Source organism: Paenarthrobacter sp. NPDC090522 (assembly GCF_044769225.1).
Taxonomy (GTDB): Bacteria; Actinomycetota; Actinomycetes; order Actinomycetales; family Micrococcaceae; genus Arthrobacter.
The window spans coordinates 222,361-239,975 of record NZ_JBIVXL010000003.1; the positions used below are offsets into that span (position 1 = coordinate 222,361).

Annotated in this window: 8 protein-coding genes; all 8 read right to left on the minus strand. The window is 66.1% G+C overall.

The annotated features are described in order from the left end of the window. Positions 1-31: 31 nt before the first annotated feature. The 8 genes from ACIQT2_RS04960 to ACIQT2_RS04995 all read right to left on the minus strand — a co-directional run bounded on the left by ACIQT2_RS04960 (position 32) and on the right by ACIQT2_RS04995 (position 17,530). The gene (locus ACIQT2_RS04960) at positions 32-1,762 is read right to left on the minus strand and encodes a serine/threonine-protein kinase (RefSeq protein WP_402944124.1); all 1,731 of its coding nucleotides are present in this window, start codon (positions 1,760-1,762) and stop codon (positions 32-34) included. Continuing rightward, entirely contained in the window at positions 1,759-3,900 is a 2,142-nt protein-coding gene (locus ACIQT2_RS04965; RefSeq protein WP_402944126.1) for a hypothetical protein, read from the minus strand. The genes ACIQT2_RS04960 and ACIQT2_RS04965 overlap by 4 nt, the downstream gene beginning before the upstream one ends. Next, positions 3,887-4,828 (minus strand): PP2C family protein-serine/threonine phosphatase, encoded by a 942-nt coding sequence (locus tag ACIQT2_RS04970; protein WP_400331138.1) that lies wholly within the window; start codon positions 4,826-4,828, stop codon positions 3,887-3,889. Before ACIQT2_RS04970 ends, ACIQT2_RS04965 begins: the two co-directional genes overlap by 14 nt. After that, positions 4,825-6,327: an RDD family protein gene (locus ACIQT2_RS04975; RefSeq protein ID WP_402944129.1), complete on the minus strand. Its 1,503-nt coding sequence runs from the start codon at positions 6,325-6,327 to the stop codon at positions 4,825-4,827. Before ACIQT2_RS04975 ends, ACIQT2_RS04970 begins: the two co-directional genes overlap by 4 nt. Next, on the minus strand, positions 6,317-8,836 hold the full coding sequence (locus ACIQT2_RS04980; RefSeq protein WP_402944131.1) for a transglutaminase family protein: 2,520 nt from the start codon (positions 8,834-8,836) through the stop codon (positions 6,317-6,319). Before ACIQT2_RS04980 ends, ACIQT2_RS04975 begins: the two co-directional genes overlap by 11 nt. After that, positions 8,833-10,263, minus strand: coding sequence for a DUF58 domain-containing protein (locus ACIQT2_RS04985; protein ID WP_402944132.1), 1,431 nt, complete (start codon positions 10,261-10,263; stop codon positions 8,833-8,835). The genes ACIQT2_RS04980 and ACIQT2_RS04985 overlap by 4 nt, the downstream gene beginning before the upstream one ends. 63 nt (positions 10,264-10,326) lie before the next feature. Then, positions 10,327-11,298 (minus strand): AAA family ATPase, encoded by a 972-nt coding sequence (locus tag ACIQT2_RS04990; protein WP_400331126.1) that lies wholly within the window; start codon positions 11,296-11,298, stop codon positions 10,327-10,329. A 58-nt stretch (positions 11,299-11,356) separates the two neighbouring features. After that, a complete protein-coding gene (locus ACIQT2_RS04995; RefSeq protein ID WP_402944135.1) occupies positions 11,357-17,530 on the minus strand; it encodes an Ig-like domain-containing protein in 6,174 nt (2,057 codons plus the stop codon). Between the last annotated feature and the right edge of the window lie 85 nt (positions 17,531-17,615).

Here is a 17,615-nt window from a genome sequence, read left to right on the forward strand (position 1 = left end):
TCGCTGGGCAGTGTGTGTCTTTCATGGCCTGTTATTTCTCCAGGCACGCAATGGAGTCAGGACCACCGGGCGAAGCGGAACCGTCGGAGCGGACAATGATGACCTGGACGCAGATGGGCAACTCACTGAAGCCCGAGACAAAAGCCTTCTCGATGCCCGTGGTTTGGTACGCACCATCTGCCTTGGCCGATTTGGTCCGCCATTTATAGGAGTCGTCCTTCCCTGGCTGGGGGTTTTTCCAGGAGAAGACCACAATGTTCGGATCCTTGGTGTCCCGTGCCGCGCTGAGTCCCGCGACATCAGGAACGTTCCCGTCTCCCAAAGGATCCGCCGGTGGCTTGCTCGCCGATTCCGTCGGTGCCACCTTGGGCTGCGCCGAACCGCCCAGCACCACGCCAACCACGACGGCGACAACCAGGACCGCGCCGCCGGTAACGGCAAGCCAAAGGTTACGTTTGCCGTGATCGGCTTGCGACGCCTCTTCCGCCGCAGGCGCGGCGCCAGGCGCCGAACGGTTGACGGTTGCATCGAGGTTGTCCGACGCCGGTTGCCAGCCCCGAAGGACAGTGGATTCCGCCGTCTCAGGTTCCGTCTCGGCAGGCCGGATGGATCTGGCATCCGGCATCTGGAACTGCGGCGGGTACGTCTGGGCCGGCGGCAGCTGCGGAGCCTGGGCCGGCTGCGGCTGGGCTGGCTGCTGCCGGGCTGCCCCAGGACGCGTGGTCTGCGGACTGGTTCCGGGCATCGTGGAAGGGAATGTCCGGGCCGGGAACGTGGGAGCCGAGCCGGTGGTTGCGGTTCCCGAGGCATCGGGATCGATCGAAGCGATGCTCCGGACGCGGGTCTCCTCCACATTGTCATCCGGATGCTGCTCATCACCGTGCCCAGGTTCGGCGAGGACCTCGAACGGCGTGACCGAGAGGTTCAGTTCAGCCTGGATGCGTTGCAGGGCCAGCGCGAAAGCATGGGCCGAGGAGTAGCGCGAGTCCGGAGACTTGGCCATGGCCGTGGCAAGGACCAGCTCCAGCGATTCGGGCACATCGGCCCGACCCAGCCGCGGCACGGGCGAGTTGGTGATCCGTGAAATCAGCTCGCGCTGCGAGTTGTCCTGGCCCGGAAGGACGAACGGGGAACGGCCTGCCAAGAGGGTGTAGAGCGTGGCGCCCAAAGCCCAGATGTCCACGGGAACACCATCCACGGCACCGCCGCGGAACTGTTCGGGGGGCGACCACGGGATGGACATACCGGCGTCGTCATCACTGTCCGTACCGATGGTTCCCGAAATGCCAAAGTCCGTCAGGGCGGGCCGGTTGTAGTCCGTGACCAGGATGTTGGCTGGCTTGATGTCACGGTGGACAATGCCGGCCCGGTGGGCGGTCTCGACGGCGGAGGCCACCTGGATGCCGACGGCCAGGACCTCGTCCACGCTGAACCGTTGGCGACGGTACCGGACATCCAGGCTCGGCCGGGAGCAGTACTCCATGGCGAGGTACGAGTGCCCGTTCTCGGTGATCTCCGCTTCGAAGATGGTCACGATGTACGGGTGCGAGGACAGTTGCGCCATCAGGTTCGCCTCGGACTCGAAGCGGCGGCGCGCGCCCTCGGTCTTCAGGTCGGAAAGCAGCACTTTGACGGCAACTTTACGGCGCGGCCTGTCCTGCTCATACAGGAAGACGTCGGAGAAACCACCGGAGCCGAGCAGGCTGATGTACTTGAACCCCGGGATGGGGGGAGGCGGCGCGGGGGGCCTCTTGGAACTCAAAGAATCTCCTCGAAACGCAATGAAATGTTGTCACCCAGTTCGGCGATGTCGCCGTCCAGCAGGATGGCCATCTCGTTTTGGGCAAGGCGGCGCGGGGCCTGGCCTTCCCTGATCAGGACGGTGCCGTTGGTTGCCTTAAGGTCGCAGAGCATGACGTGCCAGCCTTCCAGCCGCACCTCGACGTGGGAGCGTGAAATATCCCCGCCAGGGCTCTCAACTTGGACGAGCCGCGGCATGGTGCCGCCCTGCACCCGGGAGACCGAGGGCTGGCGGCCGATGATGAGCGACTGGTCAAGGTCAATCAGCTCGCCGGTGGACAACCGCATCCTGCCCAGCCGCGGCCGGGGAACCTGCACCGCGTCGCCGGACAAGGCCACTCCACACGCCGCACACTGCGGGTAGGTAGGTGGATTGGCATGGCCTTGGGAGCACACTCGTGCCAAAACGCTCGGACCGTTGCCGGCGGGCGCGTTGGCTTGGTCCGGAGCAGTCGCCGCTGTGGGAAGGTCGTCTGCCACGCTGCTCTTCATGATCGTCTGGCCGTCATGGTCAGGATCGTGCTCCGGCATGGACTGGGCCGGCGGCGCTGGCGAAGCGGGGACAGCCGCCGGCGGACCCGCAAGGCCGGGTGCTTCGGGCCCACCCTGCGGCGCCGACGCTCCGGTGCTGCTGCGCAGCCACGGAACGGAGTCGATCAAAGCGGGCACGCCGAGGGGGGCGGCCGCCGGTTCCGCAGGAGCGGCGGCAGGCCCAGCTGGAGCGGCAGGCGAAGGCACGACGCCGGAGCCCCCGTTCGCTGCAGGCTCCCCCGCTGCCTGCTCCCCCACTGTCGGGGCCTGCTCAACTAGATCCGTGGTCTTGGGTGCCGGGGGCGCGGGGACATCGTGCTCATCGGAATCGTCCGCGATCCGTACGGCAGCATCCTCGATGTTCCGCATCACCGTCTTGTCCCACAAATGGTCATAGTTGGTGGTTGTTTCCAAGGTGGGAAGCAGCGGATCCGTGGTGCTGGTGTGCACGGGAACTCCGGTGGAATCTTCGGAGACGTCGGGCTCGGAGCCGGAGTTGGCAGGCTTGTCTGGTCCGGACTGGTTGGAGTCCGGAAGTTCGGGGCCACCGGGCTGATCAGAGTCATCCGAAAGTTCGGGGCCACCGGGCTGATCAGAGCCGCCCGCCTGATCCGAGCCTGCCACCTCACCCGGGCCACTTCCCTGTTCCAGCCCTTCAACCACTGCCGAGGGCGTATCCGCCGCGCCACCCGAGGCTACTTCCGGTTCGTGTGTGGGCTCGCCGGATCCGTCTTCTGCCGACGTCTCACTGGCAGGCCCGCCGTGGGCGGATCCTTCACGGCGTCCAGCGCTGTCGCCACGTGCCACCGAGCTCTCCTCTTCCACCGCGTCTTCTTCGCCCTGCCCAAAGGCCAGCGCGTGCGGCGCAATGGTCAAGCCAAGATCGGCGTCGGGGTAACCGAGAACCGTCTCATCGGATACCGGTGCCGGAGAATCCGGTGCCTCGGAGCCAGGCTGATTCGGAATCCCGGCCGCCGCTTCAGCCGCCTTGGCCTCGCCCGGGACCCCCACCGCTGTGGCCGTGACTCCCGCGGCCGGCTGTACCGGCGCTTCAAGGGCCACCCCGTCCGTGAGCACAACATCCACGCCGGACAAGCGCACTACACCTTCAAGTAAAGGCAGGGTTGAGCCGTCCAACAGCGGCAGGCTGGCACCCGCCGTCGTGCTTGAAACGATCCGCAGGCTGTAGGCGTCAGCGGAGCTGAACCGCCGCTCCGTCCACGTGGTGACATCCCTGCCGCTGACCTGTTCGCCGCCGGAGCCGGCGCCGGACGGCGTCCCGGTGGACTGGACCGTGAGTTCAAGGTCGCCGCGGAGGAACACCCGCAAACCGTCCTTGGCGTCGATGATTCCGAACGGCGGAATCCGGCTCAGGGAGACACCAAAGGCATCGGTGACTTCGTGGAGGACTTCGTGGGCTTCCGGCGCGGACGCCAGCACACTCCACACCGCTTCGATCAGCGATGCCGGGGTGTCCGGCCCCAGCAGGACCACGGTTCCCTGGCGCACCACGCCAAACCAGTCACCCTGGCCGTAGCGGGCAACCATCGGCCTGTTACTGCTTGGCATCTGCACCGGCCTCGGTCTCCGGGCCGGCGTCAACGGCATCGGTGCCGTGCTCTTCCGTACCGTTCACCCAAGCGCGCGGGAGGGTGTCTTCCTCCACCTCGGATTCCACCTCCGGGCGCGGAGCGGTGGTGGCAATGCCGGCGTCGTTCAGCACGTTCTTGGCGTCAACCACGATCACCGTGACGTTGTCCCGGCCGCCGCTGCGGAGCGCTGCCTGGATCAAGGCATCCACGGCATCCTGGGGGTGCGCCACAGTGCTGAGGACACGGAACATGTGGTCATCGCCGAGCTCTCCGTTGAGCCCGTCGGAGCAGACCATCACGCGGTCACCCTCCTGGATGGGCAAGAGCCAGAAGTCTGCCTCGGTCTCGTCGCCGGTACCCAAGGCTCGGGTGACGACGTGGCGGCGCGGGTGGATCGAGGCCTGTTCCGGGGTGATGTCTCCGGAATCCACCAGCTCCTGGACCTCCGAGTGGTCAACGCTGACCTGCGAGAAGCCGCCTTGGCTGAGCAGGTAGGTCCTGGAGTCGCCAATGTTCATGACCAGCCAGTAGGGCACGCCCATCTGCTCCACCACCACCACGCCGGACAACGTGGTCCCGGCCCGGCCACCGGTCGCGTTGCGGATGGCCGCATCTGCCTTGAGCAGGCACGCTTGGAGTTCCCCGGCCGTCGCCGAACGGGTGCCGGTAGCCAGTTCCGGAGCGCTGCCCAGGGTGCGGACGCACATGCCGCTGGCGATCTCCCCGGCCTCGTGGCCGCCCATGCCATCCGCCACTGCGAAGACGGGATCGGAGGCGATGAACGAATCCTCGTTCAATTCGCGCCGCAGGCCGCGGTCCGTCCCGTAGCCGTAGCTCAGCTGGAAACTGGGGCCACTGGGGGCGGCAAGGGCGTCGGCATCCGGGCTCGCCGGCTGTGAGTTCATGCTTGTCCTAGGTGGAAGGAACGGTCCCCGAAGTGAACGGTGGAACCGGGTCGAACAAAAACGGCCTCGCCCGGATGCAACCGGGTCTGGATGCCGTCAGGCGTGGTGACCGCGCTGCCGTTGGTGGAGTTGCGGTCGGTCACCCAGACGCCGTCGCCGTCCACCCGCAAATGCAGATGGGTCTTGGAGATCGACCGGCCGGGATCGGAAACCGGGAGCAGCTGTTGGGTGGCTTCTCCTGGCTGGGGTGCGGGGTTTCGGCCGACGAGCACGGTGCCCCCGAGCTGGACATCCTGCCCGTCGTCCACGCGGATCCGCAATACTGCCTCCACGCGTGCGGCACCCGGCCGCATCTGGGTCCGGTCCAGGTCATCATCGGGGTGCACAGCCGTGGGGCTTGCGGCATGTGGAGGTACGACGCCGGGGCTTGCGTTCCCGGGCCGCGGAGCCACCGGGGGCCGCCACTGGTTGGGGTCGTGGGAAGGCTGGACGTCGGGAGCGTGCGGCGCCGCGGCAGGCACCGCGGCCGCCTTTGCTCCAGGGACCTGGGATGCCGTTGCCGAACCGGGTACCGGCGAAGCCACGGGCTGCACAGGCGGCAGGTCCACGGGAGCGAAGCTGTAAGGTCCCTGGATGCCGCCCGTCGCCACGGGGTTTCGGCCGGCGTGGACATCGAACACCAGCGATTTGGCTGCCTTGTCATGCCAGCCCCGGAGCTTGCCGTTGCTGTCCCAGGCGTTGGAGACCACCACCAGGATGGCCCACACCACGCCAAGGCCCATCAACGGGAGGCCAATGAACAACATCAGCCCAATAAGTCCCAGACCGGAGAACACGCCGGCCGCTATGCTGCCGAGCAGCAGCACTCCCCCGGTGATGATGCCACGGACAAAGACAGCACCCGCTCCGGGCGCATAGCCGTCAGCATCCGAACTGCGGATGCCCATCACCTGGTTGCCGATGGTGTTGCCGGACTTGGCTTCCAAGGCCAACAGCACCATCATGTAGACCACAGTGAAGCCCAGGCCGATGCTGCCCAACAGGACCAGCAGCCCGGTGTCGTAGACAATGAAGCCGTTCCGGCGGGTCTGGGTGATGCCGGCGATGCCGATGGCGAAGGTAGTGGCAAGCACAGCGACAGGAGCCAGCCAGTCCAAAACGGCCGCACCCAAGCGTTTACCGGCAGACGCCGGCGCGAGTTCAAGCTTCGTCGTCAAAGTGGTCCCTCCCCCTGGATTCGACGTTGCGCCGGCACCGGCTCCCGTCTGTACCGGGAACGGTTGAACGGATCCGGCTGGCGCGGACACTACCGAGATACTACCGGCACCGGGCGTGACCTGCCGGGTCAAGGGATCCTGTGCAGCCGCCTGGGCGTGGTTGACGTTCCGGTCCCTGCGGGCTCCACGGTTGTTCAGCGGGGAGCCGCAGAAGGTACAGAACGATGCACCGGGACGCACCGTGTGGCGGCAAGCCGGGCATGCTTCGGCTTCACTGCCCACCCTTGCCGCCCTTCGTGAACAACCACCCGAGCCTGCCGCGGAGACCCTTGGCTGCGGGGTCCTTCGGAGCCCGCCCCTCCAGGTCCCTGCGCCGGAGGGCAGCCCTGCCGTCCGAGAGAAGGGAGCGGGGCGAGAAACGGGCCTGCTGCCTCTTCCAGAAGCCCACGCTTCCCGTGATGCCGTCCAGTGACGAATCCACGATCTCCCAGTACTCCTTAACCTCGGCTTCGCTGGGCTGGCCGGCGCCGAAGACAGCAGCATCGGCCCGGTGCGCCAACAACGTGGTGGTGGTTCCGGTGACCGGGAAGGCCTCCGCGATCACCGAAGCCGATTCGCGCCGGGTGGACTTGCCGTCGATCGAGGCACCCATGTCCGTAGCCAGGCTCAAGACTTCGTTCCAGCCTCCGCCCACGCGCTGGGCGGCGTGACCGTCCCGGAACCGGGCCTTCCGGCGTCGTGCCTTCAACAGGAGAATCAGCAACAGCGGCAAGGCGAGGATCCCGATCGGGATCAACGCAACACCGATCGCAGCCAACAGCGGACCCCAGAAAAGCCAGGGGTTGTTCTTCTTCTCGTCAGCATCAAGCGCGTCCGGTGTGGAGTCCGGCGGCAGGTCCGCCGGCTCCTGCGGCGGGGGCGGCGGCTGGAGAACCTGCGGCTTGGGCTTGGACTTGGTCTCGGGATCCGGCGGAATGGGGACGTTGTCCTTGGGCGGGGTGGGATCGAAGGCCACCCAGCCAACACGGTCGAAGGCGACTTCCACCCAGGCGTGCACGTCCTTGCCGGTGATGTTGATATCGCCGGCGCCGTTCTCCGGGCTCTTGGGGTCAGGATAGAAGCCCATCACCACGCGCGAAGGGATACCCAGGTGGCGCAGCATCAAGGACATGGCCACCGAGTACTGCTCGTCGTCACCGAGCATCTGCTTGGCAGACAACAGGTTGCGTACGCGCGCAGCGCTGTGCCCGGGCAGGCTGGGCAACTGTCCGTCGGCAACGAGTCCGTTGCTGAAGGCGCCGCTCTTCTGGAAGTGCGCTTCGATCTGCCGGACACGGTCGATCGCCGTTGGTGCGTCGGCGGAGAGTTCGTTGGCCTGGGAGGCCACGATCGGCGGGACTTCCTGCGCGTCGGGCAGCGTGATCTTGGCAAAGTCGTACTGGGTGAGCTGCCCGTGCTCCAGCATCCCGGGATCGGAAACCTGGACGGTGTACTCATCACCCTTGGCCAGGCCCTTGGTGGTCACCGCGGTGTCCGTTCCGGCGTTGAAGTACAGCCCGGAAGCTGCCTCCGAATTCTGCAGGAAGCCCAGGCCCGTGGTGTGCCGTCCGCCGGGGACGAAGTAGCCCTGGTAGTCCTCGATGGTGATGTCCAGCGTGTAGTTGGTGCTGGCCACCGGGCTGCCCGTGTCGGCGAGGGTGTTCAGTGAACGGGCATCGCCTACCTTGCTGAAGTTGCCCGAACTGTTGGGGTCCATGGTGTAGTTCAAGCCGTTGAAGGAGTCCAGCGCGGCCAGGCGGACACGGCCATCCTTGGGCAGGCCCTTGACGGAGAAGAGCGTCTCGTCTTTCTGGTCCTTCACGAAGTTGCGGAAGCTCGCCAGCGGTGTGATGTAGTCGCGGGGATCGAACGGCGGAACGATCGTGTTGCGCAGCACCTTCCGGTCATCGCTCGCGGTGACCAACGGCGAGGCCACCGCGGTGATGCCGACGGCGGCGGCGATCACGGCTGCAGCAGTCCCCAGGCGGCGGAGCCTGCCGCGGCGGGCCGTACCGGCGTCGTGATCCGGCCGGTTGGCCGAGACCATCCGGGTGCTGCTCTGGCGCAACACGTCCCGGCGGAAGGTGGCCCACACGATCGAAATGATGGTGAGGGAAACACCACGCTCGACGTTGAGGAAGCTTGCACTGGTGCTGAAGGCAATGCCCGTGACAAACAGGGCCAGCACGGGCAGGAGCGGCCAGTACGGGCTCTTGAGGCGCCAGGCCAGCAGGCCCGCTGCCAGGGCCGTCAGCAACGGGCTCAGAAACGGAACAATGAGCATGCCGTTCGCGGTGCCCACGGGCACGCCAACAGTCAACATGTCCTTCCACGAGAACACGATGCCCAGCAACAGCGTGCGCAGCGAATCCAGGCTCGGCAGGAATCCCAGCACGGCGGTGTCCGGCACTGCCAGGGCCGAGCCGAACAGCATGTAGGCGCCGAAGGCCATGGCTGTGGTGATCAGCAGGCCCAGCCGAAGGTGCGCGTTCAGCACCGCGATGCCCAGGCCCAGCAGGATGCCGCCCAATCCGGCCACCAGGTAGCGTGCATCCCCGCCGAAGCTCAGGCTGAAGCCCAGCACGCCCAGGAACAACAACGCCACGAGGGCACCGCAGTCAACGGCAAAATGCCACAGGGGCCGCCCATCGGCGAAGATCGAGGCGCTGCTGTTGGCCGCCCGCCTCCGCGTGCGGGCATCCGGCCTGCCGTCGCGCCGCTGGCGGTTGCGGGTATTCGGCGCGGTGCTCATGCTGCCGCCTTTCGAAGAACTATGGCGAGGTCGTCGAGGTCTCCCACGGTGAGGACTGTCAGGTCCGCGATGTTGGCCCGCGACGGCGCGGCGCCAGGTTGGACGCGAACGGCGAGGCTGCGGACTCCGGGCGGAACAGAGGCAACCGCCGAACGGAGTTGCGTCGCCGTCACCTGGCTGCCCACCACGAAGAACACCACGGAGGCGTTCGGGACCGTGTCGGCCAGGGTCCGGGCGAGGTCGACGGCGGTCTTCCGCATCGGTGCTCCGACGATCCTGGTCATGTCGTCCAGCAGGTTGCGGCCTGTTTCGCAGCGGAGGGGGCCTTTTTGCGTCATGACATCCAGCTCGCGCTGTTCGCGGATGGCCTGGCGCCCAATGGAGCCAGCCACGGAAATGGCCATCTCGAACTCTGCCTCGGAGTCATATTCGTCCAGGTTGATCGAGAGTGAAATGGCCAGGTGCGCCCGGCGGGTCTCCTCGAACTGACGGACCATGAGCTTGTTGGTGCGGGCAGTGGTCTTCCAGTGGATGTGCCGGCGGTCGTCGCCGGGAACGTAGTCGCGCAGGGCGTGGAAGGAAACGTCCGCGCTGGACAGCTCCGTAGTCGGCATGCCTTCAAGGTCGCGGATGAAGCCCGCTGCCGATCCGCCGAGGGGAACCGTGCGCGGGTGCACGAACAAATCCACGGGTTCGGTCCACAACACGCGGCGGCGGAGGAGGTGCAGTGGATCGGCCCGCACGGAGCGCACCGGGCCAACAACAATCACGGCGCGGCGGGCGGTGGGAATAGTGAACAAGTCCTCGTGTACTTGGGCGGGCTTCATGCGCGGCAAGTGGAAGATGGCCGTGTTGGAACCCACGGGAAGTTCCAGCGTGGCCGGCAGCAGCGGGCGCGTGGACACGTTGGACACGGCAATGCTGCCCACGGCATCGTCACCCACGGCCACGCGGGTGCGTGCAAGGTCCAGCACCACGCCGTAGGCCGAGCGGCCAACAATGAACACGATGGCGAACACGAACAACAGGAATGCCACCATGGAGGCGGACTTGGCTTCCTGCCAGCCCCAGGACTGCCCTGCAATCCACAAGCCGATGGCCGTGGCCAGCACCACCCAACCGAGCACGCTCACCACGGACAGGACGGGCCACACGAAGCGCAGCCAGAGCCGGCGCACGGTGGCCCACGCGGGGGCCAGCACCTCCCCCAGCGTCCCTGCGGCTTCGGCCCACACGGCTGCGGGATGGAGTTTGCCGGGCTTCCCTGGCCGTGAGCCGCCCGGCCGGGCGCCGGACCCGTTGCCGGAGCCGGCACCGGAGCCGGTACCCTTGCCGGAGCCGCCCAGGGAGCGAATCTTGCTGCCAAGCGCCGATGTTGCGCGCTTGAGCGAATCAGCAGCCCTGTTCAGGGGTGTGCTGGAGGACATGTGTGGACCTTTGTTCGTGCCGGGGTGCGGGTGGTTCGTGCGTGAGCCGTGACTGGCGCAGGCTTAGGCGCTGGCGCGTTGCTGCGGGGCGGCGACGTCCGCAAGGACGCGCGTGAGGACCACCTCGGGGGTGGCACCGGAGAACTCCGCCTCCGGATCCATCACCAGTCGATGGGTCCACACCACGGGGGCCAGTTCCTTGATATCGTCCGGCAGGACGAAGTTCCGTCCCTGGCCGGCAGCCCAGACCTTTGCCGCGCGGACCATGGCCAGTGCGCCACGGACAGAAACACCCAGGCGGGTCTCCGAAGCGTTGCGGGTTTCCTCGCAGAGCCGGGAAATGTACTCCAGCACTGCGGTGTCCACGTGCGTGGTGGCCGCGAGGTCGGCCATGTCCGCAACGGCCTGGGTGGTGATGATGGCCGAGAGGTCCCGCGAACGGTCCTTGAGGTTGGAGCCGCCCAGCAACCGCACGGTGGAGGCATGGTCCGGGTAGCCAATGGAGGTCTTGATCAGGAAGCGGTCCAGCTGTGCTTCCGGCAGGCGGTACGTGCCTGCCTGCTCGATCGGGTTCTGGGTCGCCAGGACCATGAACGGCCGCCCGGCGTCGTACGTGGTGCCGTCCACGGTGACGCGGGACTCTTCCATGACCTCGAGCAGCGCAGACTGGGTCTTCGGCGAAGCACGGTTGATTTCATCGGCCAGGACGATGTTGCTGAAGACCGGGCCCTTGTGGAACTCGAACTTCTGGGTCTTCTGGTCGTAGATGGTCACACCCGTGACGTCCGAGGGCAGCAGGTCGGGGGTGAACTGGATGCGGTTGTGCGAGCCCTGGACCGTTGCCGCCAAAGCACGGGCCAAGGAGGTCTTACCGGTTCCCGGGGCATCCTCGAAGAGCACGTGGCCTTCTGCCAGCATCGCCGTGAAGGTCAGCCGGATGACGTGTTCCTTGCCCAGGACGGCCTGGCCCACGTTGGCAACGAGCTTTTCGAACGTCTCTGCAAACCACGCGGCCTGCTCGTTTGTCATGGTCATCGGTTGATCCTGTTCATTGTGTGGGTGTTCGGATGAAGTTGTTGGTGTGCCGGGCGCATCAGCATCCGCCCGGCCGGGCGCCGTAGAGGTCCACGGTGGTGGACTTCACGAACCAGCCCGGGTGGCTGCCTTCGGTCACGCGGTACCAGGGGGTGCCGTTGTTGTAGATGTCCTTGGTGCAGTTGATGTTCAGCCGGCCCTCTGACCGGGACACCCAACCAACGCCGCACGACGGTCCGCTCGGGTTATAGGTGTCCGCTTGGCCCGGCTTTCCGGGGCAGGTGTTGTTGTGCACCAGGATTTCCGACGACGGCGGTGGCGGTGGCGTGGGATCGTCGCCGCTGGTGGCGTTGGCACTCCCTACGGGACCGGCAACGACCGTCACGGCACGCACCCGCAGGGTGTGCTGCTTGTCCCAGCCTCCGCCTCCGGCATCGAACCGGTTGGCTTTGCCCACACCCGTCCAGCCGCCGCCGTCCAGGCTGACCTCGTAGTGGTCCAGCGGGCGGCCGTTGGTGGCCGGATTGTTCCAGGTCCAGTGGACCTGGCCGTCGCCCTTGGCCGACTTGCCGCCGTTGACGTTCGGTGCATTCGGTGGTCCGTACGGGTTGCCGGTACCGATTGCCTTGGCGTCGCCGGACTGGTTGTTCTTGACCGACGTCGCGATGATGTTGACCACCACGTTGGTGCCGTTGGGCTGGCCACCGATGTCCCCACCGCCGCGGCCGATCGGGCCGGAACCCGAAGCCGTCTGCCAGCGGTAGGTGATCTCGTTGTCCTGCGAACCGTTGCGTTCGGCAGCCGTCAGCGGCGTGAAGGTCACGCGCAACTGCCCGCTTGTACCGGTGGCAACTACCGAGCCGCTGCCCACGGTCCCCGGCTTGCCCGCGGCGCGGATGGCAGCGGACTGCTGGCTGACTCCACTGACGCCTGCCTTGTTGGTTGCCGAGACGGTGAAGGTGTAGTCCGCCTCGGAGTTGGCAACGGTCACGTTCTGCGACGTCGCTGCCACCGATTGGGAACCGACGACGGCGCCGCCGCGGTAGGTGGTCAAGGTGTAGGCGGACACCGCGTCACCGTTGTTGTTCGGTGCCGCCCAGCTGACCCGCAACTGGCTTTGGGTGCCCACCGATCCAGCCCCCGAGACTGAGGGCGCGGACGGCGTCGCCGGAATTCCGGCAGGAGTCTCGGCAGCAGAGTACGGGCTCCACTCGGAAGGCTCCTTGGCGTCATTCCTCGCCAGTACACGGACCTTGTAGGCCACGCCGTTGGTCAGTCCCTTCCAGACATAACTGGAACCGGTGAGGTTTTGGATCTGCGCGTTCTGTCCGGCGGGTGCCGGTGAAATCTCCAGGTCGTAGGACTTGACCGGGGAGCCCTTGCTGGCGGGCGGAACCCAGGCCACGGACAGTTGCTTGTCGCCAAACTTCAGCGACGGCGCCACCGGGGTGTCCGGCTTGACGTCCGGCCGGACCTCGGCCGAGACCGGCGACCTTTCGGACTCGTTGATGGCGTTGGTTGCCGTCACCGCGAAGTGGTACTTCACGTTGTTGGTCAGGCCCGTCAGCGTACAAGTGTTCGCGGGGCAGTCCTGCTTGAAGCCACCCTCGCCGTACACGGTGTACTTGGTGATGGGTGAGCCCCTGTCTGCGGGCGCAGTCCACGTCAACAGCGCTGTCTGGTCGCCCACGCTTTGGGCCTGCGGGGTGGTGGGCGCTGCCGGCTTGTCCTTCACCGTCAGGCGGACACGGGCCGTGGCATAGCGCGACAACTCGCCGGTCTTGTCCGAAATGGTGTACGCCACCACCATGGTCCCGGTGAAACCGCCGGCCGGCGTCACGGTGACGCTGTCGCCCCCGGGCTCGGCCGTGCCTTGGCCGGTTTCCACAACGGCGGAGACGATCTTCAAGGCCGTGTCCGGGAACGGGTTGGAGTCGTTGGCCAGAACGTTGACAGTGACGGGCTTTCCGGACTGGGCGTCCGGTTCCACGTCGTCGTTGGCCACCGGCTTGGGACGGTTGGACGCCGTGAGGGTCAACTTGTAGTTGGCGATCGCCTCCAGTCCCCGGCGGTCCTTGGCCTTGACCTGTACCGTGCCGCTTTGACCGATCTGGACGGAGTCGTCGGCGGAGACCTTGAGGGTCTTGCCGTCCACACTGGCCCGGAAGCCTCCCGGCACCGAACCGACCAGCTCGTAGCCCATGTTCTGCACGTCATCGGTGTCCGGATCGGACGTGAGCTTTCCCAGGTCCAGGCTCGCCGAATCGCCCTTGGGCACCTCGACGTCACTGCCCAGGAGTTCCGGCGGGTTGTTCTTGTTCGGATCGGGCAGCACCTTGGTGCGGATACTCAGCGTGGCCTTCAAACCGTTGGGGTCGTCGGGTCCGCTGCCGTCGGTGACCTCGAAGCTGATGGAACCGGGGCCAACGTACTCGGCACCAGCCGTGTACTTGATGGCCGTTCCGTTGTTGGCGATGGGATCGCTTCCGTCCCCGCCGATCAGCTTGATGCGGTCGGCCTGGGTGAGCCGGGGCGACTTCCCGTCACGGACCTTGACCCACTCGGCGAGGTTTACCGTGACGGACTGGCCGGAGACGAGTTCAATGACCTCGTCCTTGGCGAGCGTGGGAACCTGCTGTCCAACGCCGGGGACCCAGATGATCGCCGTGGACTTCTGGCCGTCGACGTCCTCAACGGTGTACGGCACAAGCTGCGGCTGCTCAGTGAGCTCGACAATCACGTTGCCCTCGGAGCCTGGCCGTGCGGTGGGAATGTCGGTGCTGACTTTGAGGTTCTCCCCCACGCCGTCCGGGTCCTCGTCGTTCTTGAGCACGGGCACGTCCACGGCCGTCTTGCCCAGGGTTTGGGCGGACGTGACGCGGTCGTCACGGGCAATCGGCGCCTGCAGCGGAATGTCGTTCTTCACGATCACCCTGATGCTCGCCTGCCCCACCGCGTCGCGGTCATCGGCCACGGAATAGCGGACATTCACTGTTCCTTCCACCGCCGGAGCGGTGACCAGGATGCGGCCACTGGTCTTGCTCACGTGGGCGTCGAGGGACTTGTCAGCCTCGATGCTGTCCGTGAGGATCCGGATGGGGTCGCCGTCGGGATCGGTGTCGTTGGCTGTCGCGTCAACGGCGATCTGGCGTCCCGGGCGGACCTTCACTTCATCATCCACGGGGGCGGGCTTTTGGTTGTTTTCGCCCCGGGGCGCAACACCGACGGTCACTGTGCCTGTGTTGACCGCGCCCTGGCGGTCCACCACCTTGTAACGGAACGAGTCGGTGCCCGCGCCGTCACCGGCGGCGACGAAATCGATGAAGTTGCTTCCCGCCGTCGCGGTTCCCATGGTGGGGGTGCTGTCGATGCCGGTGAGCTGCACCGAGTCGCCGTCGGGATCGATGCCGTCCAGCGGTACCGGAATCCGCACCGTTCCTCCGGCCACCACGCGGGCCGTCAGGTTCTGCGGTTGCGGGCGCGAGTTCTGCGCCCCTTCCAGCGGAAGGATGTGGATGGTCACGGCCGCCGCGCTCTTCTGGCCTTGCGGGTCAACCGCGTTGTAGATGGCGCGCACGGTCTTGGGCGTGGGTCCTGCGATGAAGCGCAACGTGTTCTCGGACACGAACGCCTTGCCGTCCTCCTCCACGATGTTCTGGGCCAGGACCGGATCAACCTTGAGCTCTTCGCCCTGCGGATGCGTGTCGTTGTCCAGCACGGGAATGGTGACCACGTCGTTGACGCGCACGTTGACTTCGTCGGGTTTCGGCTGGGGAGCTTCGACGACGGCGGGAGCCGGCACCGGAACGACGCCCACTGTTCCGGTGGCCGAGGAACGGCCGTTGGACATGGTGTAGCTGAAGACGAACGGATCCTTGGAACCCAGCACGTCCGTGACGCGCAGGACGCTGTGGTCGATCACGCTGACCGAGGCTGTGGACCCGTCCGGGACCGTCACTGACTGCAGCACAAGGACGCCACCGGATGGATCGGAGTCATTGGCGAGCGGATCCACGAGTACACTGCCGCCCACCGGGAGCAAGGCGACGTCGTGAACCGCCACCGGCGCGCCGGAATCCTTCCCGGACTCCACGTCCACGCGGATCAGGCCCTGGCTGCTTTGCGGGCCATTGCTGGCGATGTACGTCAGGTACACCGGACCGGGAGTGTTGCTCTTGAACGTAAAGGTGCCGCCATCGGTGATGGCGCCCAGCTCGGCCTGGCCTGCCGCCTCCACGTGGGCCACGCGCAAGGCACCGCCGTTGGGATCCACGTCGTTCTTGAGTGGCGATATCACCAGGTCCTGGCCCACCACTGCAGTGACGTGGTCGGCATTGACCACGGGAGCGAGTGCGCCCGGTGGCTGCACGTTGACCACCACGCGGCCGGTGGTGGTAGCCCTGCCGTCCCACACGGTAATCGTCACGTTCTTCTTGCCCGGCGCGGCGCCTGCGTCCTGGTAGGTGAGCAGGCCGTCGCGGCGGACCTTGACCTGGTCCTGGTCATTGTCTGCCTTGGCATCGAGCAGCACCAGGTCGTCGCCGTCGGGGTCCATCCAGTCGGTGAGGATGTTCTGGCTGACCGATTTGCCCTGCTCCACCAGCATGGTGGTGGGCTCGGCACGCTTGAAGAACGGCGGCTTGTTTTCCTCCGGTCCAACCACACGCAAGGTGACCTTGCCGCCTGCGGAGAGCCCACGGCCATCGGAGGCGTTGTAATCGAAGGTCTCCGTGCCCGGCTTCGCTTCCGCGGGAACCTTGATCTGGAAGGCCGAGCCGCCGTAGATGCTCTCCAGCGCGCCTGCCTTGGGACCGTTGGCGCCGACTGCCGCGGTGAGAACGTCGCCGTCGGGGTCCGAGTCGTTGTCCAGGATGCTCAGGATGGACGTCCGGCCGGGACGCACGCCGAACTCGTCCGGCTTGGTTTCCGGCGGCCTGTTGGGCTTGGTGCGGTCCGGCAGGACGTTGATGGTGTTGTTATCCGCGGATTCTTCGTCCTGGTCGTTGGACTGGTTCTTCGGCGGGACAACGTCGTCCCAGTTGTTGACCAACTGCATGTTCTGGTTGACCAGCCACACGCTGCCGGAGTTGACGTCGTTCAGGACCACCAGGTCACGGTTGACCCGGAAAACGTAACTTGGCGAAGCACTTGCCTTGGGGACATCGTTCTTCTTGTCGTCAGCGTCGTTTTCACAGTCACGGACGTACTTGTTGGCACCGGCCCACGCAGCGTGGACGCACTTGTTCACCTGCACGGGAGCCGCCGGAACGCCTTCGCCCCCGGCGGCGACCGTATCCGCCGTCGAGCCGTCCAGCGGTTGCTTCAGCAGCGCCTTCCGCGTGGAGATAGCCACGAAGCCGCTGTCCCCGCCGCTCTGCTGGAGCTTGGCTTCGCGGGCGTCCTGCAGGTTGAGTTTCCGCCCGCCGGGCAGGAAGAGGTTTCCGGACCCTGCATCGAGGACTACCGGTTTGTCACCCACCACCGTGAGTTGCAGGTCCCCCGCGCCCTTCAGTTCGTCCACTCTGGTGACGTCCGAGGTGGTCCGCTCACCGTTGGCATCAACGGTGGTCACCGTGATTTCGCCCTTGCCCGGATCCGCGGTGTAGATCCGGTTGTCCTGGCCTACTGCCGAGACCATGCCCTGGGAGCCGGTGAGGACCGGCTCGGTGCCTTCTTCGTCAAAGCCGTTGACGGTGGAGGGCGAAAGCGCCCACACCTTGCCCTTGGCGGGGTCGGTCACCGAGAGGACGGTGGAACCATAGCTGACCCGCGACGACGACGGGAGCTGCTTGTCGCCGCTGAGCTTCAGGTTCGCTGCGGACACCTGGTTGATGGTGGAACCGGACTCGTCGTCCACAAAGACATTGCCGTCATGCTGCAGGACGTCGAATGTGGTGCTCGCAGGCGTCACGGCACCATCGAGGACGCGGCTGGGGTAGTTCAACCGGCCCACCGCATTCTTGGTCTTGCTCACCACCCACACGCCGCCGTCGTTCAGGTCCACCTCGGTGGTCTTGAAGCCCGGGTACAGTACGGCGAACGCCACAAGCACTGCCCCGGCCGCGGTCACGGCTGTGGCAGAGACGAGTTTCTTGTTTCGACGCTTTTTCAGCCAGTCCTTGCCGAAGAAAGAAGTCACAGCCCCAAAATTCCCTTTGTGTTCAAGTTGCGCGAAGCAGCTTCCAGGCCAACCGGCAGGCGCCGGCAGCCAGACATTCCGCAGTACCCCCATACAGCGGCGGAATTTTCAGTGCCTAAGAATATCCCACACGCCACACGGCCATCCATGGGAACCCGATACCGGGCTCTCCATTGGC